We start from the raw sequence: 25,284 nt of genomic DNA, 5'->3' as shown, positions 1-25,284 counted from the left end.
AAGGACATAAATCGTTAAATAGTGAGTTGTTTAGCGATATCAACATAAACACTTCTAAGCATGCAAAAATATCAAAATAGATAACTCATTTTGCTAGCGACCTTTAGTAACGATCCAAAGTACAACGCCCACGGTAATTAATTTCACGTTAAATGGCTTAGCCAATAACGCTAAACTTTGGACTATCATCAAATCATCGGAGTCAGTAACCGAGACTAAAAGTCTTAATGAACTGGCCCGCGTGGTTTGCAAAAACTGAATGAGTCTCTAATTGTGTTTGTTTCAAATTCTTCTAAAGCGTCAGGCTCATCTTTGGGATCTGCATTACACCGTATTTTCATCATGTGAGGTGAGGCTAACATTAACAAATCATCGTGTGTCATTGATTATATGAATTTGTCCAAATCTAGAAATCGATTTTTTAATTATTTAGAAGATATGAAAATTTGATTTAATTCGAAGGATTTATTTTGAGCAGGTAAGTGATTTTGTAATTTTTGAAATGGTACACCCGAGTGGACTCGAACCACCGACCCCTACCATGTCAAGGTAGTGCTCTAACCAGCTGAGCTACGGGTGTATTGTTTACTTTTATTACAATTCCAATGTTTAGACTCTTTGAAAAGAGTGGTACACCCGAGTGGACTCGAACCACCGACCCCTACCATGTCAAGGTAGTGCTCTAACCAGCTGAGCTACGGGTGTATTGTTTACATTTATTACAATTTCAATTATTAGACTCTTTGAGAAGAGTGGTAAACCCGAGTGGACTTCTATTATTTCAACAGAATACCGACACCTGCCATTTGCATTTGTGAAGAGTGTAGTGCGACTCTTTCTAACAGCTGAGCTACGGGTGTATTGTTAACGCTTGCTTTAAATACTTTTGCTTCAAAGCGGACGCTATCTTAAGGGGGATAGGCTATTGCATGCAAGCAAAAAAAACATTTTTATGACTAAACGGTGATTTGCTGTGCAACTTGATTCAAGCTTAAGCAATGTGAGTCGCTTAAGCTTGTAAAAAATCAATTAGATTAGCCAATCTGTTGAAACTCAAATCCTTTCTTTTGAATGTATTTCAATCTAATAGCAAACAAAATTGCTGCAGAGGTTAAACCTGCAATTAAGCCAATCCAAAAACCGTGTGCGCCCATAGGTTCAACAATTAAATTCGTATACCCTAAAATATAACCCGTTGTCATGCCGATCACCCAGTACGAGAACAAGGTAATGTAAAATGCACTTCGAGTATCTTTATAGCCGCGTAATGCGCCAGCTGCGACAACTTGAATAGAATCTGATATCTGATAGAACGCAGCTAACATCATTAGGCTGCCAGCTAATGCAACGACTTCAGGGTTGTCATTATATAGCAGTGCGATTTGGTGCTTAAAGGTGACGGTTAGTATCGCGGTAAAAATGGCTAGCGTTAATGATAACCCTAAACCTACTTTTGCAACTAAGGCCGATATTTCTGGTTGCCCACGGCCAAGGTAATAGCCAATTCGGATCGATACTGCTATACCAATTGATAAGGGCAACATAAATATAATTGATGAGAAGTTGAGGGCGATTTGATGGCTTGCAACGACGTTAGCGCCTAATGGCGCTAAAAATAATGCGATGACAGCAAACAGGCTTACCTCAAAAAATAATGCCATCGCAATCGGCATACCCAATTTGGTCATGGACCACATACTGGCTAAATGAGGACGAAAAAACTGCTTGAATGGCGCGAGCTCTTTAAATGTTTTATCTACTAACATGTAAATAATCATCGCAGCTAACATAGCCCAAAACACTAATGCAGTTGCAACACCACAACCAGCACCGCCCATAGCGGGAATACCAAAACCACCATAAATAAACACGTAATTGGCGGGTATATTGACGGCTAACCCGATAAATCCAATGACCATTGTCGGCATGGTATAAGAAATCCCTTCACTGCAACCGCGTAATACCTGATACAAAACGAAAGCTGGTGCTCCCCACAAGATTGCATCTATATAACCCACGGTTAATGCATGCAGTTTTGGTTCTAAATGCATAAAGTCGAGTAAATATGTTGAAGATGCGAGAAACAACATCACCCCAATACCGCCAATTATGGCAATATAACCCGCCTGAAAAATGAGTGATGGAATGATTTGTTGATTATTCGCCCCGTGATGTTGTGAAAACACCGGGGTAAAGGACATTAATAAGCCTTGAACAAATAATATAGCAGGTAGCCACAAACTGGTCCCAACGGCGACGGCTGCCATATCCACTGCACTCACACGGCCAGCCATCACAGTGTCAATAAAACCCATCATGGTTTGTGTCACTTGGGCTATCAGCACTGGAAGCGCCAATTTTATCAAGCGTGAAATCTGAAAACCTGTATTATTCATTAAAAAACCTATAATGGAACGAGATAAATATGTTTACTGGTATAGTCCAAGCCACGTGTGAAGTGGTATCGATTAACAATGCAGCTGGTCTTAAAACCTTTGAAGTCGCAATGACGCCAGAGTTAACACAAGGATTAGTGACTGGCGCTAGCGTAGCCAATAATGGCGTTTGTCTTACCGTAACCAAGATACTAAATGATAAGGTTTTTTTTGATGTAATGGAAGAAACATTAGCCGTAACTAACCTAGGTAATACCAGTGTCGGCGACAAGGTCAATATTGAGCGTTCATTAACGTTTGGGACTGAGATTGGTGGGCATATATTATCTGGTCATGTACACACTCTGGCAACTGTTAAGGCCGTCAGTGACACCAACGAACATTACAATATAGAACTACAAGTTGAGCCACAGTGGATGAACTACATCTTTTATAAAGGATTTGTGGGAATAAACGGTTGCAGCTTAACAGTAGGAAAAGTCAGTGACAGTGGTTTTTTGCTGCATTTAATACCTGAAACCTTGAAGTTGACCAATTTGAATCATTACAGTGTTGGTGACAAAATTAATATCGAAATAGACAGTCAAACACAGGTGATTGTTGATACTGTTGAGCGAATTTTAGCTAAAAAGCAGCTCGCCTAATCACCCAACTGAATATTGAACATTAACTTGCCTGCTTTGAATTTTAAGCAGGCGAGCTAAAAATTAATAAATTTGTTCGTCGTCAGAACCGATATGAAGTTCAATTGTACGACGGTTATCATCTAGGTGCATTCTAATGTGTATCGGATTGCAACAAATACGACAGTCGTCGTAATACTCTTGATCTCCAGAACTTGCATCTAAAGTGACGTATTGATGATGTCCGCAATGTGGGCAACAAATGGCACGCGAAAGTAATCTCATAGCTAATACTCCTCACTGACTCCTTTTAAATAAGTATAGTGAGCATTTTATATTTTGGATCATCCCTAAGAATGATTCTATTTGTGGCGAATATAATTCACCCAAAAAAGTTAATGCGTAACGATCTATGATTTTATCACTATTAATCAATCTCTTATCTTGATAGTTTAATTCATTCAATGAAATTGGTATCGCTAAATCAATATCGTTAGAACCTACATAGCATTGTCAATACAGTCTCCGCCTAAAATCATCACTCACTAATACAGTCAGCTCACGTGATTAATTTGACTTAAACATGCTATTTCTGGCAGTTATTGGCCGCATGATGGTTGCGCAATAATCCGCTTATCACATAGAATAGAGACTTACGTTTTTGGGTAACTAAGACTCCTGTACTGTCTTGATTTCATTAACGTGCTCTCGTTCAAAAAGAACATACTTAATTACCATGTGGCCCTACGTGTGGGTCACCACTGGAAAAGGAAATTTCATGCCTATTATTACATTGCCTGATGGCAGCAAACGTGAGTTTGCCAATCCTGTATCGACTCTTGATGTTGCATTAGACATCGGCCCTGGTTTAGCAAAAGCGTGTATTGCTGGCCGTGTAAACGGTGAATTAAAAGATGCAACTGACTTAATCACTGCAGACTCAGAATTAGCTATCATCACGGCCAAAGACGAAGAGGGTGTTGAAATCCTTCGCCATTCTTGTGCGCATTTATTAGGTCACGCGATCAAGCAAATGTGGCCAGAAACCAAAATGGCAATCGGCCCGGTTATCGACAACGGTTTTTATTACGACATCGACTTAGACCATAAGCTGACGCATGAAGACATCGAAGCCCTAGAAAAGCGTATGCTTGCATTAGCCAAAACTAACTACGATGTGGTTAAAAAGGTTGTATCTTGGCAAGAGGCCCGCGATGCATTTGATGGTCGTGGTGAAGAATACAAAATTGCTATTTTAGATGAAAACATCAGTAAAGACGCAACACCAGCGCTTTATCACCACGAAGAATACATCGATATGTGTCGTGGTCCTCATGTGCCAAACATGCGTTTTTGTCAGAACTTTAAGTTAATGAGCGTTGCTGGTGCATATTGGCGCGGTAACTCTGATAACAAAATGCTGCAACGTGTATACGGAACAGCATGGGCCGATAAAAAAGCCCTTAAAACTCATTTAGTGCGTTTAGAAGAAGCGGCTAAGCGTGATCACCGTAAAATTGGTAAACAATTAGATTTGTACCATATGCAAGAAGAAGCACCAGGAATGGTGTTTTGGCATAACGATGGTTGGAGCATATTTTTAGAACTTGAGAAATTCATTCGTCAAAAGCTAGGTCAATACACTTATCAAGAAGTGAAAGGCCCACTAATGATGGATCGTGTGTTATGGGAACGTTCTGGTCACTGGGATAAATACGCAGAAGCCATGTTCACTACTAATAGCGAAAACCGTGAATACGCGATCAAGCCAATGAACTGTCCTGGTCATGTACAGATTTTCAACCAAGGGTTAAAATCTTATCGTGACTTACCATTACGTATGGCAGAGTTTGGTTGCTGTCATCGTAACGAACCATCTGGTTCACTTCACGGTTTAATGCGCGTGCGTGGTTTTACTCAAGACGACGCTCATGTTTTCTGTACTGATGATCAAGTACAAGAAGAAGTCAGTGCATGTATCCAAATGGTATATGACACATACGCTACATTTGGTTTCGATAATATCGTAGTTAAACTGTCAACTCGCCCTGAAAAGCGTATTGGCGACGACGATATGTGGGACCGAGCTGAAGACGCTTTAAAGCAAGCTCTTGCCAATAATAATATTAAATATGAAATATTACCGGGTGAAGGCGCGTTTTATGGTCCAAAAATCGAATTTACTTTGCATGACTGTTTAGATCGTGCATGGCAATGTGGTACAGTACAACTCGATTATGCATTACCGACTCGTTTGGGTGCCACTTATGTCGCAGAAGACAACAGTCGCCAGACGCCAGTAATGATCCATCGTGCTATTTTAGGTTCTTTAGAACGTTTCATAGGTATATTGATAGAAGAATACGCCGGTAAATTCCCAACTTGGCTTGCTCCAATGCAAGTAGTTGTAATGAACATTACCGACAAACAAGCTGATTATGTTGAAGAAATCGTTAAATTCTTCAAAGAACAGGGTATTCGAGCATCTTTTGACTTGAGGAATGAGAAAATAGGCTTTAAAATACGCGAACACACCCTAAGACGTGTGCCTTATTTATTGGTCGTTGGTGATCAAGAAATGGAAAATAAGGAAGTAGCGGTGCGTACACGTGACGGTATCGATTTAGGCAAGTTAAAACTAGAAGATTTCGCCGCGATGATACGTCAACAGATTTCGCTCCGTAGTCTCAAATTGTTGGAGGAATAGGTCATAAAGATCAAAAGAACAGCAGGGCGACAGCCAGCCCCTAATAGAATCAATGATGAAATCACTGGTGTACCTGAAGTCCGTTTATCAGGTTTAGATGGTGAGCCAATTGGTATATTAAGTATAAAAGAAGCTCAGAACGTTGCAGATGAAGCCGGAGTTGATCTTGTAGAGATCAGTCCCAATGCTGAGCCTCCTGTCTGTCGCATAATGGACTACGGTAAGTTCCTTTTTGATAAAGCGAAAGCTCAAAAAGAACAAAAGAAGAAGCAGAAACAGGTCCAGGTTAAGGAAATTAAATTCCGTCCTGGCACTGATGAAAACGACTATCAGGTAAAACTACGCAACCTGATTCGTTTTCTAGAAGATGGGGACAAAGCGAAAATTACGCTGCGTTTCCGTGGTCGCGAAATGGCACACCAAAACCTAGGTATGGATCTTTTGAACCGTATCAAGGCTGATTTGGAAGAGTATGCGGTTGTTGAATCTTTCCCGAAAATGGAAGGTCGACAAGCAATTATGGTGCTAGCACCTAAAAAGAAATAGTAGGGCAACCCTAAAGTAGCAAAAGTCTCTTGAGGCTTTTGCTCGCCTTACGTTTATTAACGTCCCAATGCGGAGTTTTAGAAATGCCTAAAATGAAAACAGACAAGGGTGTAGCGAAGCGTTTTAAGAAAACCGCTAATGGTTTCAAGCGCAAGCAAGCACACTTACGTCACATTTTGACCAAGAAAAGCACTAAGCGTAAGCGTCACTTACGTGCTAAATGTTTAGTTGCTAAATCTGACGTTCCAGCAATCGCGCGTCAACTACCATACGCTTAATTTAGGAGTTTAGAAAATGCCAAGAGTTAAGCGTGGTGTAACCGCACGTGCTCGTCACAAGAAAGTTTTAAAATTAGCTAAAGGTTATTATGGCGCTCGTAGCCGTACTTACCGTGTTGCTGTTCAGGCAGTAACTAAAGCTGGTCAATATGCTTACCGTGACCGTCGTCAGAAAAAACGTCAATTCCGTCAGTTATGGATTGCACGTATTAATGCAGCGTCTCGTCAAAATGGTCTGTCTTACAGCCGTTTCATTAACGGCTTGAAAAAGGCGTCTATTGAAATCGATCGTAAGATTTTGGCTGACATCGCTGTTTTCGACAAAGTTGTTTTTGCAACTTTAGTTGAGAAAGCAAAAGAAGCGTTAACTAAGTAATTAGTTTGTCGCTTTAAAAAGAGGAACCTTCGGGTTCCTTTTTTTATACTTATTTTTTATATCACCTGTATTATTAATAAATTGAGTTATCTTGTTTACTCCCAATAAACTGTCTTCATTTGAGCACTTTCACTGTGTTCAAAAAATTGATGATGATTAGGGCCTGTTTATCTTTAAAGATAAATGTTGCTGTAGTTGCAAATGTTATACAAGACTGAGTTTATGATATAAACATTCAATACGAGTAAGCGGTAATGCAGTTGAATGAAGCTATGAACGTAGCACTGAATAGGGCAACTAAACGATATATCATTTTTGAAAGATTATTAATGATTAGGTGTTATCCAATTCGGCACACTTAGTACAAATAATCTGTTTATCCAAATGTATCTTGACCATAAGAATGCCCAGAGCATTAAAATATTTTGCGTTGTTTTTATCAATTTTGTATTTTTATCTCAACAATCAAAAAACTCACTACTCACAAGGGACATAGAGTGGTATAACTAAGCAAAATTTGTCTATTCACCTCACTTAGGATAGTTGTAATGATCTTTTCTCAAGTAACACTTGCTCCAGCAGATCCCATCTTAGGCTTAACAGATGCTTTCAAAGCAGATACTCGCTCTCACAAAGTCAACTTAGGTGTTGGCATTTATAAAGATGAAGCTGGGCAAACGCCGGTATTATCTTCAGTAAAAAAAGCTGAAGCTATTTTACTTGAAACCGAAAAGACCAAAAATTACCTCGGTATTGAAGGTGTACAAGCTTACAACCAAGTGGTTCAAGAATTACTCTTTGGCGCTGATAGCCAAATTATATCGGATAAACGAGCGGTAACAGCGCAAGCACCCGGTGGAACGGGTGCATTACGGGTAGCGTCAGAGTTTCTCGTCCGAAATACTAAATCAACAACTATTTGGGTTAGTAATCCTACTTGGGCCAATCACCAGAATATTTTTGAAACAGCAGGATTAACCGTTAAAGAATACCGCTACTACAAAGCTGAAACACATGACATGGATTTCGATTCAATGTTGGTTGATTTAGCCAATGCGAATGCCGGTGATGTTGTTTTACTTCATGGCTGCTGTCATAACCCAACGGGTATTGATTTATCGATTGAACAATGGAAATTAGTTGCCAAGGTTTGTTTGGAAAAATCATTGTTGCCATTATTTGATTTTGCTTACCAAGGTTTTGGTGCCGGCATTGATGAAGATGCGCAAGGTTTACGAGCGGTTGCAGCCGTGGTACCAGAGTTATTGATTGCAAATTCATTTTCTAAAAACTTTGGTTTATACAACGAACGTATTGGTGCGGTAACCATCGTCGCTGAAAATCAAGATGATGCAGTAAAAAGCTTTAGCCAAATTAAAAAAACTATTCGCGCAAACTATTCCAATCCTCCGGCACATGGTGGATTAATTGTTAGTACCATTTTAGCTGATGCTACACTGCGTCAAGAATGGGAAACAGAATTAACACTAATGCGAGAACGTATTGCTGAGATGCGCAGTTTATTTGTGCAAAGCCTAAAAGCTGAAGGTGTTGAACAAGATTTCAGTTTTATCTCTCGTCAAAATGGTATGTTCAGCTTTTCTGGTTTGAACAAAAGCCAAGTTGCACGTTTAAAAGATGAGTTTGCAATTTATATTGTCGGCTCGGGTCGTATTAGCGTTGCAGGCTTAACGAAAAATAATATTCCAGCGGTTTGTAAAGCTATAGCTCAAGTGATTTAGTTTTACTATTGTGATACAAAAATGGCTGCAATATGCAGCCATTTTTGTTTTCCATTTCAATATTAATACCTAAGAAATCACAACGATAGTCAAGTGTTCATCAAATCAAAAATCACTTCAGTGAGCAGTCTGTCTATAAACCAAATCAATAACGAATGTTAAACGCTTTGAGCGTCGATATAACCCAACATCGATAAACTTATTTCATATTGCAATGACGGTATTGTGCCATATCAATTGGCGTGTGGTGTAAGTCACAAACTTGGCTAATCGCTTCAGCTAATGCGGTTTTATCATGTAATCCCGGATGGTGTTGACTGACTAAAGGAAAGTGATTAAAACGAACACCATTAATGTTGGAGTAAGACAGCTTAATTTCATCTGCATGCTGAATAACATCAGCAATCACTTCTTTGCCTATTACCTGGTTAAACCAAGCAATTTTATCTTCAATACTAAAAGTGCTTGCAGGGGAGTACTCAGCCGTTAAGTTATCAATTAACATGACATGTGCGTTTGAGTCACGAATGCTCTTGGCAATTTGTGGCAGTAATAAAGGTGGCAGTATGCTGGTTAAAAAACTGCCCGGACCGATAATAATCAAATCAGCTTTTGCTAATGCATCGCATGCCTCTGATGTCGCCTCAACTTCAGGTTCCAAAGATAACGCGATCGGTGCTTCCTTCATGCCATCAACATTGAGTTCACCAAACACTTTATTACCACAGTGGGTAAGTGCTACAAGATGAGTCGAAGCCTCTGACATCGGAATAATTTGTGTTTCAATTTTAAGTAAGCCACGAATTAGATTAACCGCTTCAAGTGGTCTTACACAAAGTTGATCAAGTGCGTGTAATACGACATTACCTAAATTATGCCCAGAAAGTTCATTATCACCGGTAAAACGATGATCAAATAACATTGAACCTAACGATGGTCGATGTGCAAGATGAGAAAGACAATTACGTAAATCCCCCCATGCAATAGTTTGCTGATCTTGCCTAAGTCGACCGGTAGAACCGCCATTATCCGTAGTTGCAACAATGCCCGTTAATCTTGGGCCTAAAAAAGATAATGAAGCAAGAATTCTGCCTAACCCATGTCCGCCACCGATGGCTACCACATGGTGATAATTATTGAGTTTATGATTCAACATAATCTGTGCTCAAGTCCTTGAGTTGTTGAATAAGACGATAAGCAGCCAATACAAGACCGCACCGTAATTACATGTAATCAATTTTAACTGGATATAGTCTTTAAAGTGTAATTAATTTTTGTTTTTGTGGATGATGACTTAACATACCGTGATCCATTACGGGTAAGTACGCAATCTACAAAAGGGGTTTACTGTATCCCATCGTTTTTTAAGGTTATAATTAGTAAGATTAATAAGTAGAAAATCAATTTTTGATAAGGCAGGTAATATTGAAGATAGGCAATGTAGGTCAGGTGACATTTGCATTAGGTTTAGCCGTTGTTGCTTTGTTAGCGATGCGACTGTTCATTTTTCCTAATACTAGTCAAGTATCAGTATCATCTGGTGCGCGTCAGCTGAATAATATTGACCTAGGTAAAGTGCCAATGTTTGCTGAAATAGAAGATGTTGCCACTAAAAAACAAACATTTTTTGATTTTTTACGTCCTGCCATTGAAGCACAAAATCAGATAATTATTCACGATCGTCAATTTTTACTGGCCGTTATTGAGCAAATTGATAATGGTTTAGGGTTAAGTGAACATGATAATGATAGATTGACATCTATTATTGCTAAATATCAATATGATGTTCAAGCATTTACTCGCATAACGTTAACGCCATTATTAAAGCGTATCGATATTATTCCAGTCGATATGGTATTAGTACAAGCGGCCAATGAAAGCGGTTGGGGCAGTTCACGTTTTGCTGTCGACGGGTTTAACTTTTTTGGCCAGTGGTGTTTTATTGAGGGCTGTGGTTTAGTGCCATTAGCAAGAGCTGATGGCAAAATCCATGAAGTTGCAGTATTCGATTCACCCAAAGATTCCATTATTGCTTACATGATCAATTTAAACACCAATTCTGCGTACCGTTTATTTCGTTCTATTCGAGCCGATTTACGGGCTCAAAAAGTTAAACCAACAGCCGAGAAATTGGTTTATGGGTTAATGAATTATTCAGAACGAAAAGATGAGTACATTGATGAACTCCTCGAAATGCTTAAACACAATAAGCCTTATTTACAAGGGAACAAAGCTAATGCGTAATCGTACGCTACTTAACGGATTTATTTTTATATCGACTATTTTTATAGTGAATAGCAGTTTTGCTGAAACTGTTTCTTTAGAGTACAACGGCTTTTATGATCGATTAAAGCAAGTCAACAAGCAAAACTATCCACTAGTTGAGCTAGCCTTTAGTGTTCCTATAACACCTGATTGCACCATAGTATCAGGCAGTATTACCACCGAAAAAGAACAGTTTCCGTTAACATATACCAAACAACAACGTTTATTTATTCCTTACGATCCACAGCTTAAGTCTGACCGCGGCTTGGTGAATATTAATGTGGTGGGTGATGCTGCTCAATGTGGAATTGCCATGCAAGTTCGCGCTAAAGAAACTAAACAAAGTTTCACTCAAACAGAACTATTAGCATTAACTAACGATATGAATAAACTGCTTGATGGCTTACAGGGTTTTCCAATGAAGTATTTTAGAAAACCGATTAATGGACTCACGTTTGAGTTTGCTGAAATACAAGCTGATGGCAAAACAATTAAAGTTGTTATAGATGATGTTGAATCAATGGCTAACGAGAAATTCACTTTAACACTCGAACAAATCACTCAGCTGAAAAACATTTCATTTACTCACAAACCCAGTGTTGTCAGTCCTTTCGTTTCTCAGTAACCTGAACTCGGGATAAATAATAGTATAAAAGGCGTTGATATCAACGCCTTTTGTTTATCTATTAACATCTAATATATTGATTATGGCTTAAACGTTGCTACCACATCGATTCTATTACTAATGTCTAAATTGATATGACCATTATTACTGATATCAACAAAATCAAAAGCAGGTAAGTCAGCATCGGCTACATCACCGGTGTTAACAGCATCGGGATTACGCTTTAATGATATAAAATCAAAATTCTCGCGATCAACACCTTGTGAAGGTGAGGTATTCTGCATTGCAGTAAAAATAGTTTCAATACGACCAGGGTGTTGCTTATCCCACATTTGTAACATGTCTTTAACTGCGCCACGTTTTAAGTTTTCTTGTGAGCCGCATAAGTTGCAAGGAATAATAGGAAATGATTTTAGAGTTGAATATTCTTCAATATCTTTTTCACGGCAATAGGCCAATGGACGAATGACCATATTAGCGCCGTCATCAGACAATAGTTTAGGCGGCATTGCTTTTTGTTTGCCAGCGTAGAACATATTCAAAAACATGGTTTCAATAATATCGTCACGATGATGACCTAAAGCAATTTTTGTTGCGCCAATATGTTGGGCAAATCCATAAAGAGTGCCGCGACGTAAGCGAGAGCAAAGTGAACATGTCGTTTTGCCTTCAGGGATCTTTTCTTTAACGATAGAATACGTATCTTTTTCGAGAATATGATAAGCCACGCCTAACTTATCTAAATAAGCAGGTAAAACGTGCTCAGGAAAACCTGGTTGCTTTTGGTCTAGGTTAACAGCCACAATTTCAAATTTGATTGGGGCACGTTGTTGAAGGGTTAATAAAATATCCAGCATGGTGTAGCTGTCTTTGCCGCCGGAAAGGCAGCACATAACACGATCACCGTCTTCGATCATATTGTAGTCTGCAATGGCTGAACCGACTTCATGTCGTAGACGCTTTTGCAGTTTATTCATACGAGTAATATTTTGTTTAGCGATTGTATCAACTTCAGACATAAAAATGCGCCCAGTAACCAAGTGTTTCAGGGCGCGTATTATTCCAGTATTCGAGGTCAGGGTAAAGTAGTTAACCTATTCTATTGGAGACTAATCTTCTAAAGGTGATTTATAGCCATCAGGTTTAATCGCTAACAAATCACAATTAATGCTGTCGATGACATGTTCAGCAGTATTACCAATTAATGCAGCTGAAAAACCAGTGCGACCAACTGTACCCAGTACCACTAGTTCGGCATCTAATTTCGCCGCCATTTCTGGAATCACATCTTCCGGCAAACCTTCTTCAACATGACAATTTTCAAGCGGAATATTATATGCTTGCGCTAAATATTGTACTCGTTGTTCATGTTGCATCCGCACTGTGTTGTTATACACATTGGCATCAAAGTCGGGCAGTTCAATAGCCAAATTGACTGGCGTACCAGGGTAGCCATTAACTAAGTGAACACTGGCAGAGAATTTTTTGGCCAAATCGAGAGCGTGATTAATAATTTTGCCATTAAGAGTTTGATGATCTTCATCTTCAGTCACTACATTAACCGCACAAATAATCTTACCAGCCACTGGCCAATCGTGTTCTTTGACTAATAAAACAGGAACAGGAGATTTACGCATTAAATGCCAATCAGTCGGTGTAAAAATAACGGCTTTTAATTTGTCATGTACGTGGGTGCTTTTAACAATTAAATCATAATTGCCTTTCATCGCATGGTTAATCACACTTTCGAAAGGGCGGTTATGCCAAACCACTTCGGTATTAATTTTTATATTGAGTTTACTGAAACCATCAATGGCATTTTCTAACCAAGCGACTCGTTGATCAATAACACCTTGGCGCATTGCTTCACGTTCTTGACTAGACAAAATTGAGGTCATTTCATAAGAGAAGTCAAAAATAGATAAAAATGCAGTTATCTCTGCCTGACTTTTTGACGCTAATTCAACAGCACGTGCCAATGCGGGTTGATGATCCGTTGTAGGATTAATCACCACTAATATCTTTTTATAATCCTTCATATAACCTCCAAAGCTGTTGAGTTTTTATTTACATTACCTGTTGATAGTATTACCGTTTGCTAATAAATAAACTTTGAGATAGATCATATATATCAAATTTAAGTGGCGATGCGAGCATTTCCTGCAAGGGTACTTAATGCCGAGTGATCGATAATAGAAATATACTTACCTTTGACCTCAATTAAACCTGATTTTTGAAACCGCCCTAATAAGCGGCTAATAGTCTCAACTGTTAGGCCTAAATAGTTGCCGATATCACCACGAGTCATTGTCAGACGGAATTCATGAGGCGAGAAACCTCTATTACCAAAGCGATTAGCCAGGTTATTGATAAATGCAGCTAAACGTTCTTCGGCATTTTTCTTTGAAAGCAGGAGGATCATCTCTTGATCACTCATTATTTCATTACTCATTAAACGCATAATTTGCTGGCGCAGCTTAGGCATCGATCCAGATAAATCATCTAATGTGTCATAGGGGATTTCACAGACCATTGAGGTTTCTAGCGCTTGGGCAAAGCTTTGATGGCGTTGTGCATGAATACCATCAAAACCAATGACGTCACCGGCCAAATGGAATCCAGTAATTTGCTCATCACCTTGCTCAGTGATGGTATAGCTTTTGATTGTACCGGAGCGAATTGCATAGAGGGACTTAAGCACGTCACCAGACTTAAAGATAAGGTCACCTTTTTGAATGGGTTTTTTACGTTCAATAATGCTGTCGAGTTTATCAAGCTCATCATTGTTTAACGTGAAAGGGATACACAGGGCTTCCATACTGCAGTCGTGACAATGAATGGCGCAACCGCTAGTTGATGGACGACGAGGTTTAATCAAATCTGAAGACATACCCATTCTCAATTTATGAAGACGTTATCATGTTATACCATTTTGCCTTAATAAGGTACTCTTCGACATCAGAGTATTACCTACTAAATAAAGAGAACAGACACTGTAATAATGACATTTTAAAGCACAACTGTAACTCGCTTCGCTTCGACGCATTGCAGATATAATCGCTTATAACTAATGCCTATCTAAAAAACATTCTACATACTTAACCGCTTAACTCATAAGCATTGATTTTAAGGATAAAATTCATTAAACAAATCTGTGTAAAGTAGTTTTAAATCTGCTCTAGCTTAAAATTAATATAGGCATATTTAAAAGTAATTGACTAGGTGAGTTGATTAAAAGCAATGTAAAGCGTTTGTAATCCAAACAACACCAAAAGTCCGCCACTGAATAATCTCACTGCTCGTTTTTGTACCCATTGGGCCAAGGTTTTAGCTGCTAATCCCGCCGCAAATAAAGCGGGTAAAGTACCTAAACCAAAAGCGAACATAATCAAGCCACCTTGTAATGCACTTCCAGATGCAACAGACCAAGTTAATGTACTGTACACCAGGCCGCAGGGGAGCCAGCCCCATACCATACCCGCCATAACGGCTTGGAATGGATGAGTAATGGGGATAAATTTACGTGTTAAAGGTTGTAAGTATCGCCACAACACTTTTCCAACTTTTTCAATATGAACGATTCCAAACCATATCTGAGCAATATAAAGGCCAGTAAGAATCATCATGGTGCCCGCAAAAATGCGAAGAAAAATTAAATAACTATCAACATCAAATAAATGACCAAGAGCGGAGACACTACCACCGACAATGGCCCCTGCCACAGTGTAACTAAAGATGCGTCCAAAATTGTAGCCACACAGAAATGTCAGTTGCGTGCCTAAACGTGTCTGTCCATTGGTGGGTATGTTTGCCGAAAAAGCCCCAATTAATCCGCCACACATGCCAAAACAATGTGCAGCGCCCATTAAACCAACAATAAATGCACCACCAACATTATATTCAATCATTGGGTTTACTCTGGTTTAGTGTGAGTAGTAGATGAAGCAGCAGAACCAACTGTATTTTGTTGGGCAACATCGGTAGTAGCAGAACGGTTAATTGGAGAGCTGTTAGTTGGAAAATCATTAGTTGCAGAGCTATCGTTGGAAGAGTCGGCATTAGCACTGCTGTTTTTGTTCATGCTGTTTTCGTCTTCATCGAATAAAATAGACACGCTTTGTCTATCTAAATCATCAAATTGCTCAGACTTTACTGCCCAAAAGAAAATAGAGACTGCTATCAATACAAACAACATCGCAATAGGTATTAATACGTAAATGATACTCATAATTTTATCCTAAGAAGGCGTAAACTATTGCTCACCACAATCAGTGAACTAACCGACATGCCAATCGCGGCAATATACGGGGCTACATGTCCGGTAACTGCTAATGGCAAAATAACTATGTTATAAGCAAAAGCCCATAACAAATTTTGATGAATAATGCGCTGTGTTTGCTTAGCGACATCAATAGCATCATTAAATCGTGACAAGTGATCGCCTAGTAAAATTAAGTCAGCACTATTTTTTGCAATAGCACTGCCGCTTCCCATTGCAACAGACAAGTTTGCTCCGGCAAGTACTGGCGCATCATTAATGCCATCTCCAAACATAGCCACATTGGCTTGTTGTTGTAATTGATTCACTAACGCTAACTTATCTTGCGGCGATAAACCTGAATGTACATCTGAAATACCGAGTTTACTTGCCAAAAACTCAACATGTCCCGAATTATCACCACTGGCAATACTGAGTTTTATATTGGCCGCTTTTAACGCATTCACGGTGGCTAAACTGTCGACTCTTAACTCATCAAGCATTTCAATTTTAGCGATCAATTTGTTATTGACAGACAGATATATCCACTGGGTTTCAATTGCCTGTGAAGCCGCTACATTTGCGTCTGGGGTAACAAATTGAGCCGTACCAATACAAACTTGCAGTTGACCGATACTCGCGCGAATGCCTAAACCTATATGATGATCAACATTTTCGACAAGGTGTTTATTATCATAAAAAGGTTTAAATGCTAGTGCGATGGGATGTAAAGAGCCTTGCTCAATTGCTGCAGCCAACGATAACACTTGCTCTGATGAGTATTCGCCAAAGGTTTGCACTTCACCAATCGATAATTGACCGCAGGTTAAGGTTCCTGTTTTATCAAACACCACATGATCAATTTTAGTCAGTTTTTCAAAAATGCCGGCTTTGCGCGGAATAACGCCTAACTTGGTAAAAATTGCCGTTGCACATGTCACAGCTGTCGGCGTAGCAAGGGCGAGGGCACATGGACAAGTGGCAACTAATACCGACAAGGTAATCCAAAAAGCATCATCGGCAGAAATAAACAACCAAACAATATAGGTTAGCGCTGCAATCGATAATATCGTTGCGGAAAAATAACGTGCTAAACGGTCGGCCACCAAAGCAATAGCTGGTTTATTGTTTGATGCAAGTTCTTGTAAGCGAATAATTTCAGCCACGAGTTGATCTTGGCCTAACGCAGTGACTTTAACTTGCAGAGGTTGTTCGACATTAATGGTTCCAGCATAAACGGTATCATTAATCTGTTTACCTATTGGCATTTGTTCGCCGGTTAGCATGGCTTCATTGACACTTGATAGGCCATTAACCACCTCAGCATCTGCTGCAATGACTTCACCTGGTTTGACCAAAATAATATCGCCAATGACCAGCTGCTTAGCAGCAATCTCAGTAATCTCGCCATCACGGTATAAATGTGCGGTTAAAGGAACCAGTTTATGTAAATTACTCGAACTAACAGAGGCTTTTTGTCTCGCTGTTTGTTCAAAATAGCGGCCGAGTAATAAGAAGAAGGTAAACATGGAAACAGATTCAAAATACACTTCGCCATTGGCCTGAATAGTCGCGACACAACTGGCGATATAAGCACCTAAAATAGCGATGGAGACAGAGACATCCATATTAAGCTTGCCACTTAATAAACTACGAAGCGCACTGAAATAAAAGGGTTGAGCAGAATACAACACCACTGGAGCGGCAAAAATTAAACTCACCCAGCGGAAATAATCGCGAAACTCGACATCTAGGTCGGTAAAGTATCCAGTATATAAGGCGAGGGCAAACATCATCACCTGCATGGTGGCAAAGCCTGCAAGTCCTAAACGAAGTAAAAATTTACGACTGTCTGCTTTTGATTGTTTTTCTTGTTCATCAACTTGATAAGGTGCTGCTTGATAGCCAATTTTACTGATAATCTGCAAAATTTCACTGAGCTGAATAATTTGACTATCCCAACTTACCAATGCGCGTTGTGTAGTTGAGTTAACCAATACATTGGTGACACCAGCAATGGGTTTGAGTTTATGCTCAATTAACCATGCACAAGCGGCGCAGGTAATGCCGTCGATAGACAAAGAGGTCGAATCAATAGCCCCTTGTTTATGAACAAAGTCTTGCTGTACTTCAGGTAAATCATAAGCACTGTACTGCGACAATTGCTCAGGTATCAAAGCAGTTTGGCGATTGCCTGGCTCACTACGAAATTGATAATAGCTGCTTAAGCCAGCATCCATAATCGCTTGCGAAACCGCCTGACAACCTGGGCAGCACATAGGTTGTGGTTGCCCATTAATCACGGTTGTAAACTGTTCACCCGTTAGCACCGGCTCATTGCAATGAAAGCAAGATGTCATCTATTTATACCAGCTTAATTAAATATGTCATCATTCAAAGACTTAATCGATTTACTATTAATTTAGCCAATATTCAACGTCATCTTTAATATCAATACGTTGTTGTATACGCCACTTAGCATCAAATCCTTCTATGCGCACTTCCCAAGGACCGGTAATCGCAGCATCTAATGGGATGTGATAAACATAATTAGCATCGGCCGTTGCATTGAGGCTGAAATCTTTAGCTTCAATAGTCGGATGATAAAAACGTACATTCAGCGCAGCGCGATATTCAGGGCCACCGTGTTGAGTGATAGTTAACTCTTGATCATCGACAGTCACTAAAAATTTCATTCCAATCTGCTGAGCATACTTAATTTTGCGCAAATCCATGTTAATCGCTTTGCCTTGCTTATAATAATCTTCGGCAACTAATGAATCAGAATTATCTAGAGCAATTTTTAGTGTGGTTAAACTGGCAATAACGGCACACATTGGCAAGATGATTAAAAACCAAGGCCAAAACTGCTTATACCAAGGGAGTTGATCCGACATAATACGTCCTAAAATGGTGTTAATAATTCGGGGGCTATTTTACCCCGTAATGGCTTAATAATCACTTAAAAAAAAGGCCTCGATAATCTCGAGGCCTTGTTGTTACTCATATGTAACTATTTGTTTGATAAGCTATAAACATAAGCTGCTACGACATGGACTTTCTCTTCACCAAGAATGTCTTTCCATGCTGGCATAACGCCTGCGCGGCCATTAGTGATAGATTCTGCAATCACACCACGGCTACCGCCATACAACCATACGTTATCAGTTAGGTTAGGCGAACCCATGAATTTGTTGCCTTTTGCATCCATACCATGACACGCAAAACAACCTTTCATAAATGAACCTTGACCTTGAGCGGCTAACGCTTCGTCATGTTCACCACCAGAAAGTTTAACTACGTATTCAGCAAGACCTTTAATTTCGCTGTCTTCGATAGGTAAACCACCTTTTGGCGGCATCATGCCGTTGCGACCGTTCATGATAGTGGTTTTAATAGTGGCTAGTTCGCCGCCATATAACCAATCACTGTCGGTAAGGTTAGGGAAGCCCTTAGAGCCACGAGCATCAGAACCATGACATTGTGAACAGTTTTGTAAAAACAAACGACCGCCCACTTTTAATGCTTCAGGGTCTTTTACTAGCTCTTCTAACGGTGTCGCTAAATATGCCGCAAAAATTGGACCGTATTTTTCGTCAGCATGGGCCACTTCGCGGTCATATTGAGATAAACGGTTGTCAGCTTTTGCTGCTTCAAGCGCTGCAGCTGAGTCGGCTTTAATGCCTTTTTCAGTACCAATACTTTGGTTCGAACTTGTCCAACCAAACAGACCTTTGTAGTTACCTAGGCCTGGATATAGAGCTAAATAGATCACACCGAATACGATGGTTAAATAGAACATGTACGCCCACCACTTTGGTAGTGGGTTGTTCAGTTCTTCAATACCATCAAAACTGTGGCCCATTGATTTACCTTCTTCAACACCGGTGTAATTATTATTAACCAGTTTTAGAAGGATAAAACAACCAGCAATGACCACAATCGTCAGTACAGAAATCCAAATGCTCCAGAAGTTACTCATAATCATTACTTCTGATCTCCCGAGTCTTTTGACATTTTTGCAAGTTCATCTTCTGTAAACACCAAGTTAGCCGCTTCGTCAAATTTTGACTTGCTATGCTTACTGTATGCCCAAAAGAAAATGCCTACAAAGGTCACCATAACAACTATGGTTAAAATACCTTGAAAAGTACCATAATCCATTATTGCCTCCTATTTGAGTGCGTGACCCAAAGATTGCAAATAAGCGATCAGCGCCTGCATTTCTGTCTTGCCTTCAACCGCTTTTTTAGCGCCAGCAACTTCTTCATCAGTGTAAAGATCATTACCTTTGTAACCGCCTTTATGCAGGTTACGCAGAATAGTCATCTTGTCACCAGTGAGTTCGCCGTCTAGCTTATTTTCAGCTAACCAAGGGAAACCAGGCATGTTTGACTGTGGTACAACGTCACGAGGATTAATTAAATGCACTTCGTGCCACTTATCACTGTAACGTCCACCAACACGGGCTAAATCAGGACCAGTACGCTTAGAACCCCATTGGAAAGGGTGGTCCCAAACAGACTCGCCAGCAACAGAATAATGACCATAACGTTCTGTTTCAGCACGTAAAGGACGGATCATTTGGCTGTGACAGTTGTAACAACCTTCACGAACATAAATGTCACGACCTTCAATCTGTAAAGCAGTATAAGGAATAAGACCTTCAACAGCTTCGGTAGTGTCTTTCTGAAATATCAGTGGAGTAATCTGCACCAAACCACCAAAGCTAATGGCGATAACAGTGAAGATAGCAAGCAGGCCGACATTCTTTTCAATTAATTCATGATTAAATTTCATCGAATCTGCTCCTTAAGCTTCTGCAATAGCAGGTAATGAATCTTTAGACGCTTTAACGGTACGGATAACGTTATAGGCCATAATAAACATACCGGTTAAGAAGAAACAACCACCAATAAAGCGTACAAAGTAGAATGGGTACGAGGCTTCTAAACTCTCAACGAAACTATACGTTAGTGTTCCATCAGAGTTAACCGCACGCCACATAAGACCTTGCATAACACCAGAAATCCACATACTCACGATATATAAAACAGTACCGATAGTCGCTAACCAGAAATGGACGTTAACCAGCTTCATGCTGTACATACGACCATGACCAAATAGCACTGGAATTAAGTGATATAAAGAACCAATAGACACCATTGCAACCCAGCCTAGCGCGCCAGAGTGAACGTGACCAATAGTCCAGTCAGTATAATGAGATAAAGCATTAACTGTTTTGATTGCCATCATTGGGCCTTCGAAGGTAGACATACCGTAGAAAGACAATGAAACAACTAAGAAACGTAATACAGGGTCCGTACGCAGCTTATGCCACGCACCAGACAAGGTCATAATACCGTTAATCATACCGCCCCAAGATGGTGCGAATAGAATTAATGACATTACCATGCCTAATGACTGAGTCCAGTCAGGAAGGGCAGTGTAATGTAAGTGGTGAGGACCAGCCCAAATGTATAACGCAATCAACGCCCAAAAATGGACAATTGATAAACGGTATGAATACACTGGACGACCAGCTTGCTTAGGCACGAAGTAATACATCATCCCCAAGAAACCAGCAGTAAGTAAGAAGCCTACCGCATTATGACCGTACCACCACTGAACCATCGCATCGACTGCACCGGAGTACAGAGAGTAAGACTTAAATAAGCTTACTGGTACTGCCATTGAGTTAACAATGTGAAGTACTGCAACAGTAATGATAAAGGCACCAAAGAACCAGTTTGCCACATAAATGTGGGATGTCGTTCGTTTAGCGATTGTGCCAAAGAATACAATTGCATAGCTAACCCAAATAATCGCAATCGCGATATCGATAGGCCATTCTAGTTCTGCATATTCTTTGCCTTGGGTAAAGCCCATTGGTAAAGTGATAGCAGCTGCAATAATAACGGCTTGCCAACCCCAGAACGTAAATGCGGCCAATTTGGGCGCAAAGAGACGGATTTGACAAGTGCGTTGCACAACATAGTAGGATGTAGCGAAAAGAGCTGATGTTCCGAACGCGAATATCACCGCATTGGTGTGTAATGGTCGTAAACGACTATACGTTAACCAAGGAGTGTCGAAGTTCAGTTGTGGCCAGATTAACTGAGCCGCAATCAATACACCCACTGACATACCAACGATTCCCCACAAAACTGTGGTTAGTGCGAATTGGCGGACAATAGTGTAGTTGTAATCAGCGCCTGTAGACTGGGAATGGTTCATCATAATGCTTCCACGGCTTATTACTTATACTTTTAATATTTAGTAAAGCGAGCTTTACCAGTTAGATTAACAAGTGGTCATAAAACAAACTAATTAATGCTGTTTTTAATGCCATTTGTCAAGGTGTTACCTCATGTTAATTCTCTCTAGCATGAGGCGGTGTAATGATACTTGAGCTAAGTCAAAAAAGATACTTAGCAAAAGGTATCAAAGTTGATCTAGATCAATCTGTGAAAGATAATGTTACTCACTCAACCATAAAGGTTAATAATTGTGCACAAACTTGTCCGAATTATCATTTTAAATTTTTTGTTAATGTTTTTAGTAGCCTGTGACAACCCACAAACACAAGAACACGCTAATTTAGCCATCGATAAAACGTTATGTCAGTTTTCTGTTGGAGAATGTTACAAAAAAGTAGCCGACTTGCAGGTCGGTTTATTGATTGATCCCGTCAATACCCCCAGCGAAAAACCATTAATAGTTACGCTTAGCAGCAATCAAGCGATCACTAATATTTCAATTAGAATTGAAGGGCGCGACATGTTCATGGGTATTATCCCAGTTTCATTGTCCGAAATAAAAGATAATGTCTATCAAGGACCATTGATTTTTGGCTCATGCAGCAGTGATTATATGGTATGGCGAGTATTTGTTTCATTTGATTACCAACAACAGCCACGGACATTAATGTACGATTTCTTAGCCGATAACGATAACAACTAACGTTATCGCTAACTTATATGCAGATGACGATACCTTTGTGGGCTAGGGCAGAGGTAATTTAATGGCTTTCGGCATTTCATTTCACTATAGCAAAGGTCTTGAAATGGCCTATTTAATTGTCACTATGGTTAGTATCAGTGTCATCCTGTCAAAAACTTCACTCCTACTGTCTATATTTCATTTCACTTCGAATCTTATGACTAGTACTGACATTATATTGCATTAATGCTCAACAGCACTTGTCGATTAAACATTTCAAGTGAGCCTTTATATGCGCTTATATATGATCAACAGCACAGAAGTGGTTAGAACAGTCATAATGCAATTGATAACTATTCTCATTAATGTATTATTAAGCTACAGCATTCATCTTTCCAGGGTGAGTAGGGAATAGAGCAATAACGTTATGAAAAAGAGTAGCGTGAAATAAGGAGCACACATGAACAGAATAAATGTGTCTATCGATGCAGATAAAGTGGCCCAATTAATTAAAGCAGGTCATTTATGTGCTGCAGACTTACAATGCCTAGACAGGGCAAGCAAACAAACCGTTTGGCAATTGTGTTTATGGAGCTGCCAAAAAAGGTCGACATGTCACAATAAGCAGTGTCAGCAAGCATGTATGCCATCAACTGCAGTAGAGCTTTGTATGCAACAATTGATAACAGACACAGATATTGCAGTATCAACATATCCAAAACACATCGCTAATAATCGGTACGATTGATGCCGATAAATAACATTATCGGCATCAGGCAAAAAATAGTATAATAAGGTAATACAATCAATAACCTATATTTAATCATATGACCAAAAATATCACTGATGAACTGCCACCAGTATTACCACTATTTGATGCTGCAGAGCATGTATTACAAGGTAATGCGTCTGTTAATCAGTATATTACCCGAATTTCAATCGATAAAGTTGCCGATGCAGGACTCATTATAGAGCACTGTGCCGATTGGTTATTTGAGCAAAAACAGTCAGAAAACAACTATAAAGCCTACCGCAGTGAGTTAACCACATTTCTGCATTGGTGTTTTGACGTAGTCGCATTATCGCCAATTGCGGTAACGCGTAAAGACATCGCCAAATACATCGATTACTGCCAATCGCCGCCACAAACACTAATAGGCTATTTCAATGTAGCGCAATTCAAACTCGATAAAGCCACTGGGGAGCGTTCACCAAACCCACAATGGCGGCCATTTATTGGTAAAAAGCACCTGGGGAAATGCCTACCATATCAACTGAGTGATAATGCGCTGAAGACTAAAATAGCAATATTATCATCATTTTATGGCTACCTAATTAGTGAAGAATATACCGAGCGTAACCCGGCTCAGTTATGGTTAAAACACAGTCGTTTTGCTATTAAACGTAAATTTACCATCGACGAAGACAATAACCATCATGCCTTTACAGAGTTACAATGGTCTTATGTTATAAGCACCGTAAGCCAGCTTGCAGACACTCAACCAGAGCAGCATCAACGCAGTTTATTCCTCATCATACTATTATATAGCTGCTACTTACGAATCTCCGAGATCAGTGCACGTGCAGGTTACGCGCCCATCATGAGCCAGTTTAGACAAGATCCACATTCTGGTGTCTGGTATTTTCACGTACCATTTTCTAAAAGCGGCAAAGCACGTAATATTGCCATATCAAAAGCATTGCTGGCTGGACTAGTTGATTATCGACGTTATCTGCGTCTCAGTGATTTACCCAACATCAACGATCAACATCCTATATTTGTCCGTCACAAAGCCGCAGCCCATGGACGTGAATCTGGAATCATCAACGCCAATCTTGGTATTCGGCACATACGTGACGAAATAGATAAACTGATTAACTTAGCTGCAGACAATGCTGCTAAAGATGGTTTTGAACACGACAGCCAACTTATGCGAAAACTCAGTGCGCATAATATTCGTCACACTGGGATCACGCATGACATCAATATCAACCGTCGACCATTGTCGCATGTCCAGGCCGATGCCGGTCATGAGAGCATCGACACAACATCACAGTATTTACACACCACACAAACTGAACGACATCAAAGCGCATTCAATAAACCGTTAAATCATCTTGCTGAGATTAAATAATTGGCAGGCACAAGCCGTAAATAGTTAAAGCATGCAATCTCAGCACGATGATAAAAGCACATTAAGCTACATTAGGCTGTTAATGCGCAATCAATGCCTACAAAGACTTAGTATTGAACATAACGTCTAATGTACGCATAAGCATGCGCACAATGTATATTATGTTAAATAGACAATTTGTGTAGTGTTACTCAATAGCTTCTTGTGGCTTCTCATACCAAATGACTTTTGTCTCACTTAGTGACTTTGGCGTTTTAGTTTTTGTAATCAGATGGTTATATTGAAACTAACGATTTCATTGCACAATTACGGTGCAATAACCTATTCAGAGCGCTTTTTGTTGTCAGTTTATACCACCTGACTTTTTCAAATCCTGTGGTATGTTTTTGGT

Annotated in this window: 24 protein-coding genes, 2 tRNA genes and 1 pseudogene; 11 read left to right on the top strand and 16 right to left on the bottom strand. The window is 39.7% G+C overall.

Annotation, left to right across the window (positions count from 1 at the left end; genetic code table 11):
* Positions 1-503: 503 nt before the first annotated feature.
* The 3 genes from SFRI_RS10445 to SFRI_RS10435 all read right to left on the bottom strand — a co-directional run bounded on the left by SFRI_RS10445 (position 504) and on the right by SFRI_RS10435 (position 2,396).
* A tRNA-Val gene (locus SFRI_RS10445) sits at positions 504-580 on the bottom strand.
* Between the two features lie 48 nt (positions 581-628).
* Positions 629-705 (bottom strand) — tRNA-Val (locus SFRI_RS10440).
* Between the two features lie 329 nt (positions 706-1,034).
* Complete coding sequence (locus SFRI_RS10435; protein ID WP_011637491.1) at positions 1,035-2,396, bottom strand: MATE family efflux transporter; 1,362 nt, start codon at positions 2,394-2,396, stop codon at positions 1,035-1,037.
* Between the two features lie 29 nt (positions 2,397-2,425).
* Between SFRI_RS10435 and SFRI_RS10430 the strand changes: the two genes are divergently transcribed.
* Positions 2,426-3,040, top strand: coding sequence for a riboflavin synthase (locus tag SFRI_RS10430; RefSeq protein WP_011637490.1), 615 nt, complete (start codon positions 2,426-2,428; stop codon positions 3,038-3,040).
* Between the two features lie 63 nt (positions 3,041-3,103).
* On the opposite strand, the gene SFRI_RS21270 is transcribed toward SFRI_RS10430, so the two are convergent.
* Positions 3,104-3,304: a CPXCG motif-containing cysteine-rich protein gene (locus tag SFRI_RS21270; RefSeq protein ID WP_011637489.1), complete on the bottom strand. Its 201-nt coding sequence runs from the start codon at positions 3,302-3,304 to the stop codon at positions 3,104-3,106.
* 493 nt (positions 3,305-3,797) lie between these two features.
* Here SFRI_RS21270 and thrS point away from each other — a divergent pair, with 493 nt between their 5' ends.
* The 5 genes from thrS to SFRI_RS10405 all read left to right on the top strand — a co-directional run bounded on the left by thrS (position 3,798) and on the right by SFRI_RS10405 (position 8,668).
* Positions 3,798-5,726 carry a threonine--tRNA ligase gene (gene thrS, locus SFRI_RS10425; RefSeq protein ID WP_011637488.1) on the top strand — a complete coding sequence of 643 codons (1,929 nt, stop codon included), beginning with the start codon at positions 3,798-3,800 and terminating at the stop codon, positions 5,724-5,726.
* 3 nt (positions 5,727-5,729) lie between these two features.
* Positions 5,730-6,272, top strand: coding sequence for a translation initiation factor IF-3 (infC, locus tag SFRI_RS21265; RefSeq protein ID WP_081430133.1), 543 nt, complete (start codon positions 5,730-5,732; stop codon positions 6,270-6,272).
* An 83-nt stretch (positions 6,273-6,355) separates the two neighbouring features.
* On the top strand, positions 6,356-6,550 hold the full coding sequence (gene rpmI / locus SFRI_RS10415) for a 50S ribosomal protein L35 (protein WP_011496149.1): 195 nt from the start codon (positions 6,356-6,358) through the stop codon (positions 6,548-6,550).
* 16 nt (positions 6,551-6,566) lie between these two features.
* Positions 6,567-6,926, top strand: coding sequence for a 50S ribosomal protein L20 (gene rplT / locus SFRI_RS10410; RefSeq protein WP_011637486.1), 360 nt, complete (start codon positions 6,567-6,569; stop codon positions 6,924-6,926).
* Between the two features lie 548 nt (positions 6,927-7,474).
* Positions 7,475-8,668, top strand: a complete 1,194-nt coding sequence (locus tag SFRI_RS10405; RefSeq protein ID WP_011637485.1) for an amino acid aminotransferase — start codon at positions 7,475-7,477, stop codon at positions 8,666-8,668.
* A gap of 199 nt (positions 8,669-8,867) precedes the next feature.
* Here SFRI_RS10405 and yvcK read toward each other — a convergent pair whose 3' ends face one another.
* A complete protein-coding gene (gene yvcK, locus SFRI_RS10400; protein WP_011637484.1) occupies positions 8,868-9,824 on the bottom strand; it encodes a uridine diphosphate-N-acetylglucosamine-binding protein YvcK in 957 nt (318 codons plus the stop codon).
* Between the two features lie 269 nt (positions 9,825-10,093).
* Here yvcK and SFRI_RS10395 point away from each other — a divergent pair, with 269 nt between their 5' ends.
* Together SFRI_RS10395 and SFRI_RS10390 are read left to right on the top strand one after the other, a co-directional pair.
* Complete coding sequence (locus tag SFRI_RS10395) at positions 10,094-10,912, top strand: glucosaminidase domain-containing protein (protein ID WP_011637483.1); 819 nt, start codon at positions 10,094-10,096, stop codon at positions 10,910-10,912.
* Positions 10,905-11,558: a DUF2987 domain-containing protein gene (locus SFRI_RS10390; RefSeq protein ID WP_011637482.1), complete on the top strand. Its 654-nt coding sequence runs from the start codon at positions 10,905-10,907 to the stop codon at positions 11,556-11,558. The genes SFRI_RS10395 and SFRI_RS10390 overlap by 8 nt, the downstream gene beginning before the upstream one ends.
* Positions 11,559-11,638: 80 nt before the next feature.
* On the opposite strand, the gene ttcA is transcribed toward SFRI_RS10390, so the two are convergent.
* From ttcA to ccoN, 11 genes and pseudogenes are all read right to left on the bottom strand, one after another.
* Complete coding sequence (gene ttcA, locus SFRI_RS10385; protein WP_011637481.1) at positions 11,639-12,577, bottom strand: tRNA 2-thiocytidine(32) synthetase TtcA; 939 nt, start codon at positions 12,575-12,577, stop codon at positions 11,639-11,641.
* A 90-nt stretch (positions 12,578-12,667) separates the two neighbouring features.
* Positions 12,668-13,597, bottom strand: coding sequence for a universal stress protein UspE (gene uspE / locus SFRI_RS10380; RefSeq protein ID WP_011637480.1), 930 nt, complete (start codon positions 13,595-13,597; stop codon positions 12,668-12,670).
* Positions 13,598-13,695: 98 nt separating this feature from the next.
* A complete protein-coding gene (etrA, locus tag SFRI_RS10375) occupies positions 13,696-14,448 on the bottom strand; it encodes an electron transport transcriptional regulator EtrA (RefSeq protein ID WP_041412942.1) in 753 nt (250 codons plus the stop codon).
* A gap of 328 nt (positions 14,449-14,776) precedes the next feature.
* The gene (locus SFRI_RS10370) at positions 14,777-15,466 is read right to left on the bottom strand and encodes a sulfite exporter TauE/SafE family protein (RefSeq protein WP_011637478.1); all 690 of its coding nucleotides are present in this window, start codon (positions 15,464-15,466) and stop codon (positions 14,777-14,779) included.
* A 155-nt stretch (positions 15,467-15,621) separates the two neighbouring features.
* A pseudogene (gene ccoS, locus SFRI_RS10365) lies at positions 15,622-15,786 on the bottom strand (cbb3-type cytochrome oxidase assembly protein CcoS); the annotation flags it as partial.
* Entirely contained in the window at positions 15,783-18,176 is a 2,394-nt protein-coding gene (locus tag SFRI_RS10360; protein WP_011637476.1) for a heavy metal translocating P-type ATPase, read from the bottom strand. The gene SFRI_RS10360 and the pseudogene ccoS, both read right to left, overlap by 4 nt.
* A 57-nt stretch (positions 18,177-18,233) precedes the next feature.
* On the bottom strand, positions 18,234-18,713 hold the full coding sequence (locus tag SFRI_RS10355) for a FixH family protein (RefSeq protein ID WP_011637475.1): 480 nt from the start codon (positions 18,711-18,713) through the stop codon (positions 18,234-18,236).
* Positions 18,714-18,829: 116 nt separating this feature from the next.
* Positions 18,830-19,798, bottom strand: a complete 969-nt coding sequence (ccoP, locus tag SFRI_RS10350) for a cytochrome-c oxidase, cbb3-type subunit III (RefSeq protein WP_041413567.1) — start codon at positions 19,796-19,798, stop codon at positions 18,830-18,832.
* A gap of 5 nt (positions 19,799-19,803) precedes the next feature.
* A complete protein-coding gene (locus tag SFRI_RS10345; RefSeq protein WP_011637473.1) occupies positions 19,804-19,980 on the bottom strand; it encodes a cbb3-type cytochrome oxidase subunit 3 in 177 nt (58 codons plus the stop codon).
* A 9-nt stretch (positions 19,981-19,989) separates the two neighbouring features.
* The gene (gene ccoO, locus SFRI_RS10340) at positions 19,990-20,616 is read right to left on the bottom strand and encodes a cytochrome-c oxidase, cbb3-type subunit II (RefSeq protein WP_011637472.1); all 627 of its coding nucleotides are present in this window, start codon (positions 20,614-20,616) and stop codon (positions 19,990-19,992) included.
* 12 nt (positions 20,617-20,628) lie between these two features.
* Positions 20,629-22,056 carry a cytochrome-c oxidase, cbb3-type subunit I gene (ccoN, locus tag SFRI_RS10335; protein WP_011637471.1) on the bottom strand — a complete coding sequence of 476 codons (1,428 nt, stop codon included), beginning with the start codon at positions 22,054-22,056 and terminating at the stop codon, positions 20,629-20,631.
* A 270-nt stretch (positions 22,057-22,326) separates the two neighbouring features.
* On the opposite strand from ccoN, the gene SFRI_RS10330 reads away from it, so the two are divergent.
* The 3 genes from SFRI_RS10330 (at position 22,327) to SFRI_RS10320 (ending at position 24,893) form a co-directional block, all read left to right on the top strand.
* Positions 22,327-22,779, top strand: a complete 453-nt coding sequence (locus SFRI_RS10330) for a hypothetical protein (RefSeq protein ID WP_011637470.1) — start codon at positions 22,327-22,329, stop codon at positions 22,777-22,779.
* 439 nt (positions 22,780-23,218) lie between these two features.
* The gene (locus SFRI_RS21010) at positions 23,219-23,506 is read left to right on the top strand and encodes a hypothetical protein (RefSeq protein ID WP_011637469.1); all 288 of its coding nucleotides are present in this window, start codon (positions 23,219-23,221) and stop codon (positions 23,504-23,506) included.
* A gap of 79 nt (positions 23,507-23,585) precedes the next feature.
* The gene (locus SFRI_RS10320; RefSeq protein ID WP_011637468.1) at positions 23,586-24,893 is read left to right on the top strand and encodes a tyrosine-type recombinase/integrase; all 1,308 of its coding nucleotides are present in this window, start codon (positions 23,586-23,588) and stop codon (positions 24,891-24,893) included.
* Positions 24,894-25,284 lie beyond the last annotated feature (391 nt).

It is taken from the genome of Shewanella frigidimarina NCIMB 400 (genome assembly GCF_000014705.1).
GTDB lineage: Bacteria > Pseudomonadota > Gammaproteobacteria > Enterobacterales > Shewanellaceae > Shewanella > Shewanella frigidimarina.
Note: the sequence above shows the minus strand (reverse complement) of the source record. Positions and strands in the feature narration are given on the sequence as shown.

Excerpts from the sequence above, each read along its gene's own strand:
- SFRI_RS10345 (WP_011637473.1), bottom strand. The coding sequence starts at position 19,980 with ATGGATTATGGTACTTTTCAAGGTATTTTAACCATAGTTGTTATGGTG.
- SFRI_RS10360 (WP_011637476.1), bottom strand. The coding sequence starts at position 18,176 with ATGACATCTTGCTTTCATTGCAATGAGCCGGTGCTAACGGGTGAACAG.
- SFRI_RS21270 (WP_011637489.1), bottom strand. The coding sequence starts at position 3,304 with ATGAGATTACTTTCGCGTGCCATTTGTTGCCCACATTGCGGACATCAT.
- ccoN (WP_011637471.1), bottom strand. The coding sequence starts at position 22,056 with ATGATGAACCATTCCCAGTCTACAGGCGCTGATTACAACTACACTATT.
- rpmI (WP_011496149.1), top strand. The coding sequence starts at position 6,356 with ATGCCTAAAATGAAAACAGACAAGGGTGTAGCGAAGCGTTTTAAGAAA.
- rplT (WP_011637486.1), top strand. The coding sequence starts at position 6,567 with ATGCCAAGAGTTAAGCGTGGTGTAACCGCACGTGCTCGTCACAAGAAA.
- SFRI_RS10320 (WP_011637468.1), top strand. The coding sequence starts at position 23,586 with ATGACCAAAAATATCACTGATGAACTGCCACCAGTATTACCACTATTT.
- SFRI_RS10430 (WP_011637490.1), top strand. The coding sequence starts at position 2,426 with ATGTTTACTGGTATAGTCCAAGCCACGTGTGAAGTGGTATCGATTAAC.
- SFRI_RS10435 (WP_011637491.1), bottom strand. The coding sequence starts at position 2,396 with ATGAATAATACAGGTTTTCAGATTTCACGCTTGATAAAATTGGCGCTT.
- thrS (WP_011637488.1), top strand. The coding sequence starts at position 3,798 with ATGCCTATTATTACATTGCCTGATGGCAGCAAACGTGAGTTTGCCAAT.
- SFRI_RS10390 (WP_011637482.1), top strand. The coding sequence starts at position 10,905 with ATGCGTAATCGTACGCTACTTAACGGATTTATTTTTATATCGACTATT.
- SFRI_RS10370 (WP_011637478.1), bottom strand. The coding sequence starts at position 15,466 with ATGATTGAATATAATGTTGGTGGTGCATTTATTGTTGGTTTAATGGGC.
- ccoP (WP_041413567.1), bottom strand. The coding sequence starts at position 19,798 with ATGAGTAACTTCTGGAGCATTTGGATTTCTGTACTGACGATTGTGGTC.
- SFRI_RS10355 (WP_011637475.1), bottom strand. The coding sequence starts at position 18,713 with ATGTCGGATCAACTCCCTTGGTATAAGCAGTTTTGGCCTTGGTTTTTA.
- ttcA (WP_011637481.1), bottom strand. The coding sequence starts at position 12,577 with ATGTCTGAAGTTGATACAATCGCTAAACAAAATATTACTCGTATGAAT.
- uspE (WP_011637480.1), bottom strand. The coding sequence starts at position 13,597 with ATGAAGGATTATAAAAAGATATTAGTGGTGATTAATCCTACAACGGAT.
- etrA (WP_041412942.1), bottom strand. The coding sequence starts at position 14,448 with ATGTCTTCAGATTTGATTAAACCTCGTCGTCCATCAACTAGCGGTTGC.
- ccoO (WP_011637472.1), bottom strand. The coding sequence starts at position 20,616 with ATGAAATTTAATCATGAATTAATTGAAAAGAATGTCGGCCTGCTTGCT.
- SFRI_RS21010 (WP_011637469.1), top strand. The coding sequence starts at position 23,219 with ATGAACAGAATAAATGTGTCTATCGATGCAGATAAAGTGGCCCAATTA.
- yvcK (WP_011637484.1), bottom strand. The coding sequence starts at position 9,824 with ATGTTGAATCATAAACTCAATAATTATCACCATGTGGTAGCCATCGGT.
- SFRI_RS10405 (WP_011637485.1), top strand. The coding sequence starts at position 7,475 with ATGATCTTTTCTCAAGTAACACTTGCTCCAGCAGATCCCATCTTAGGC.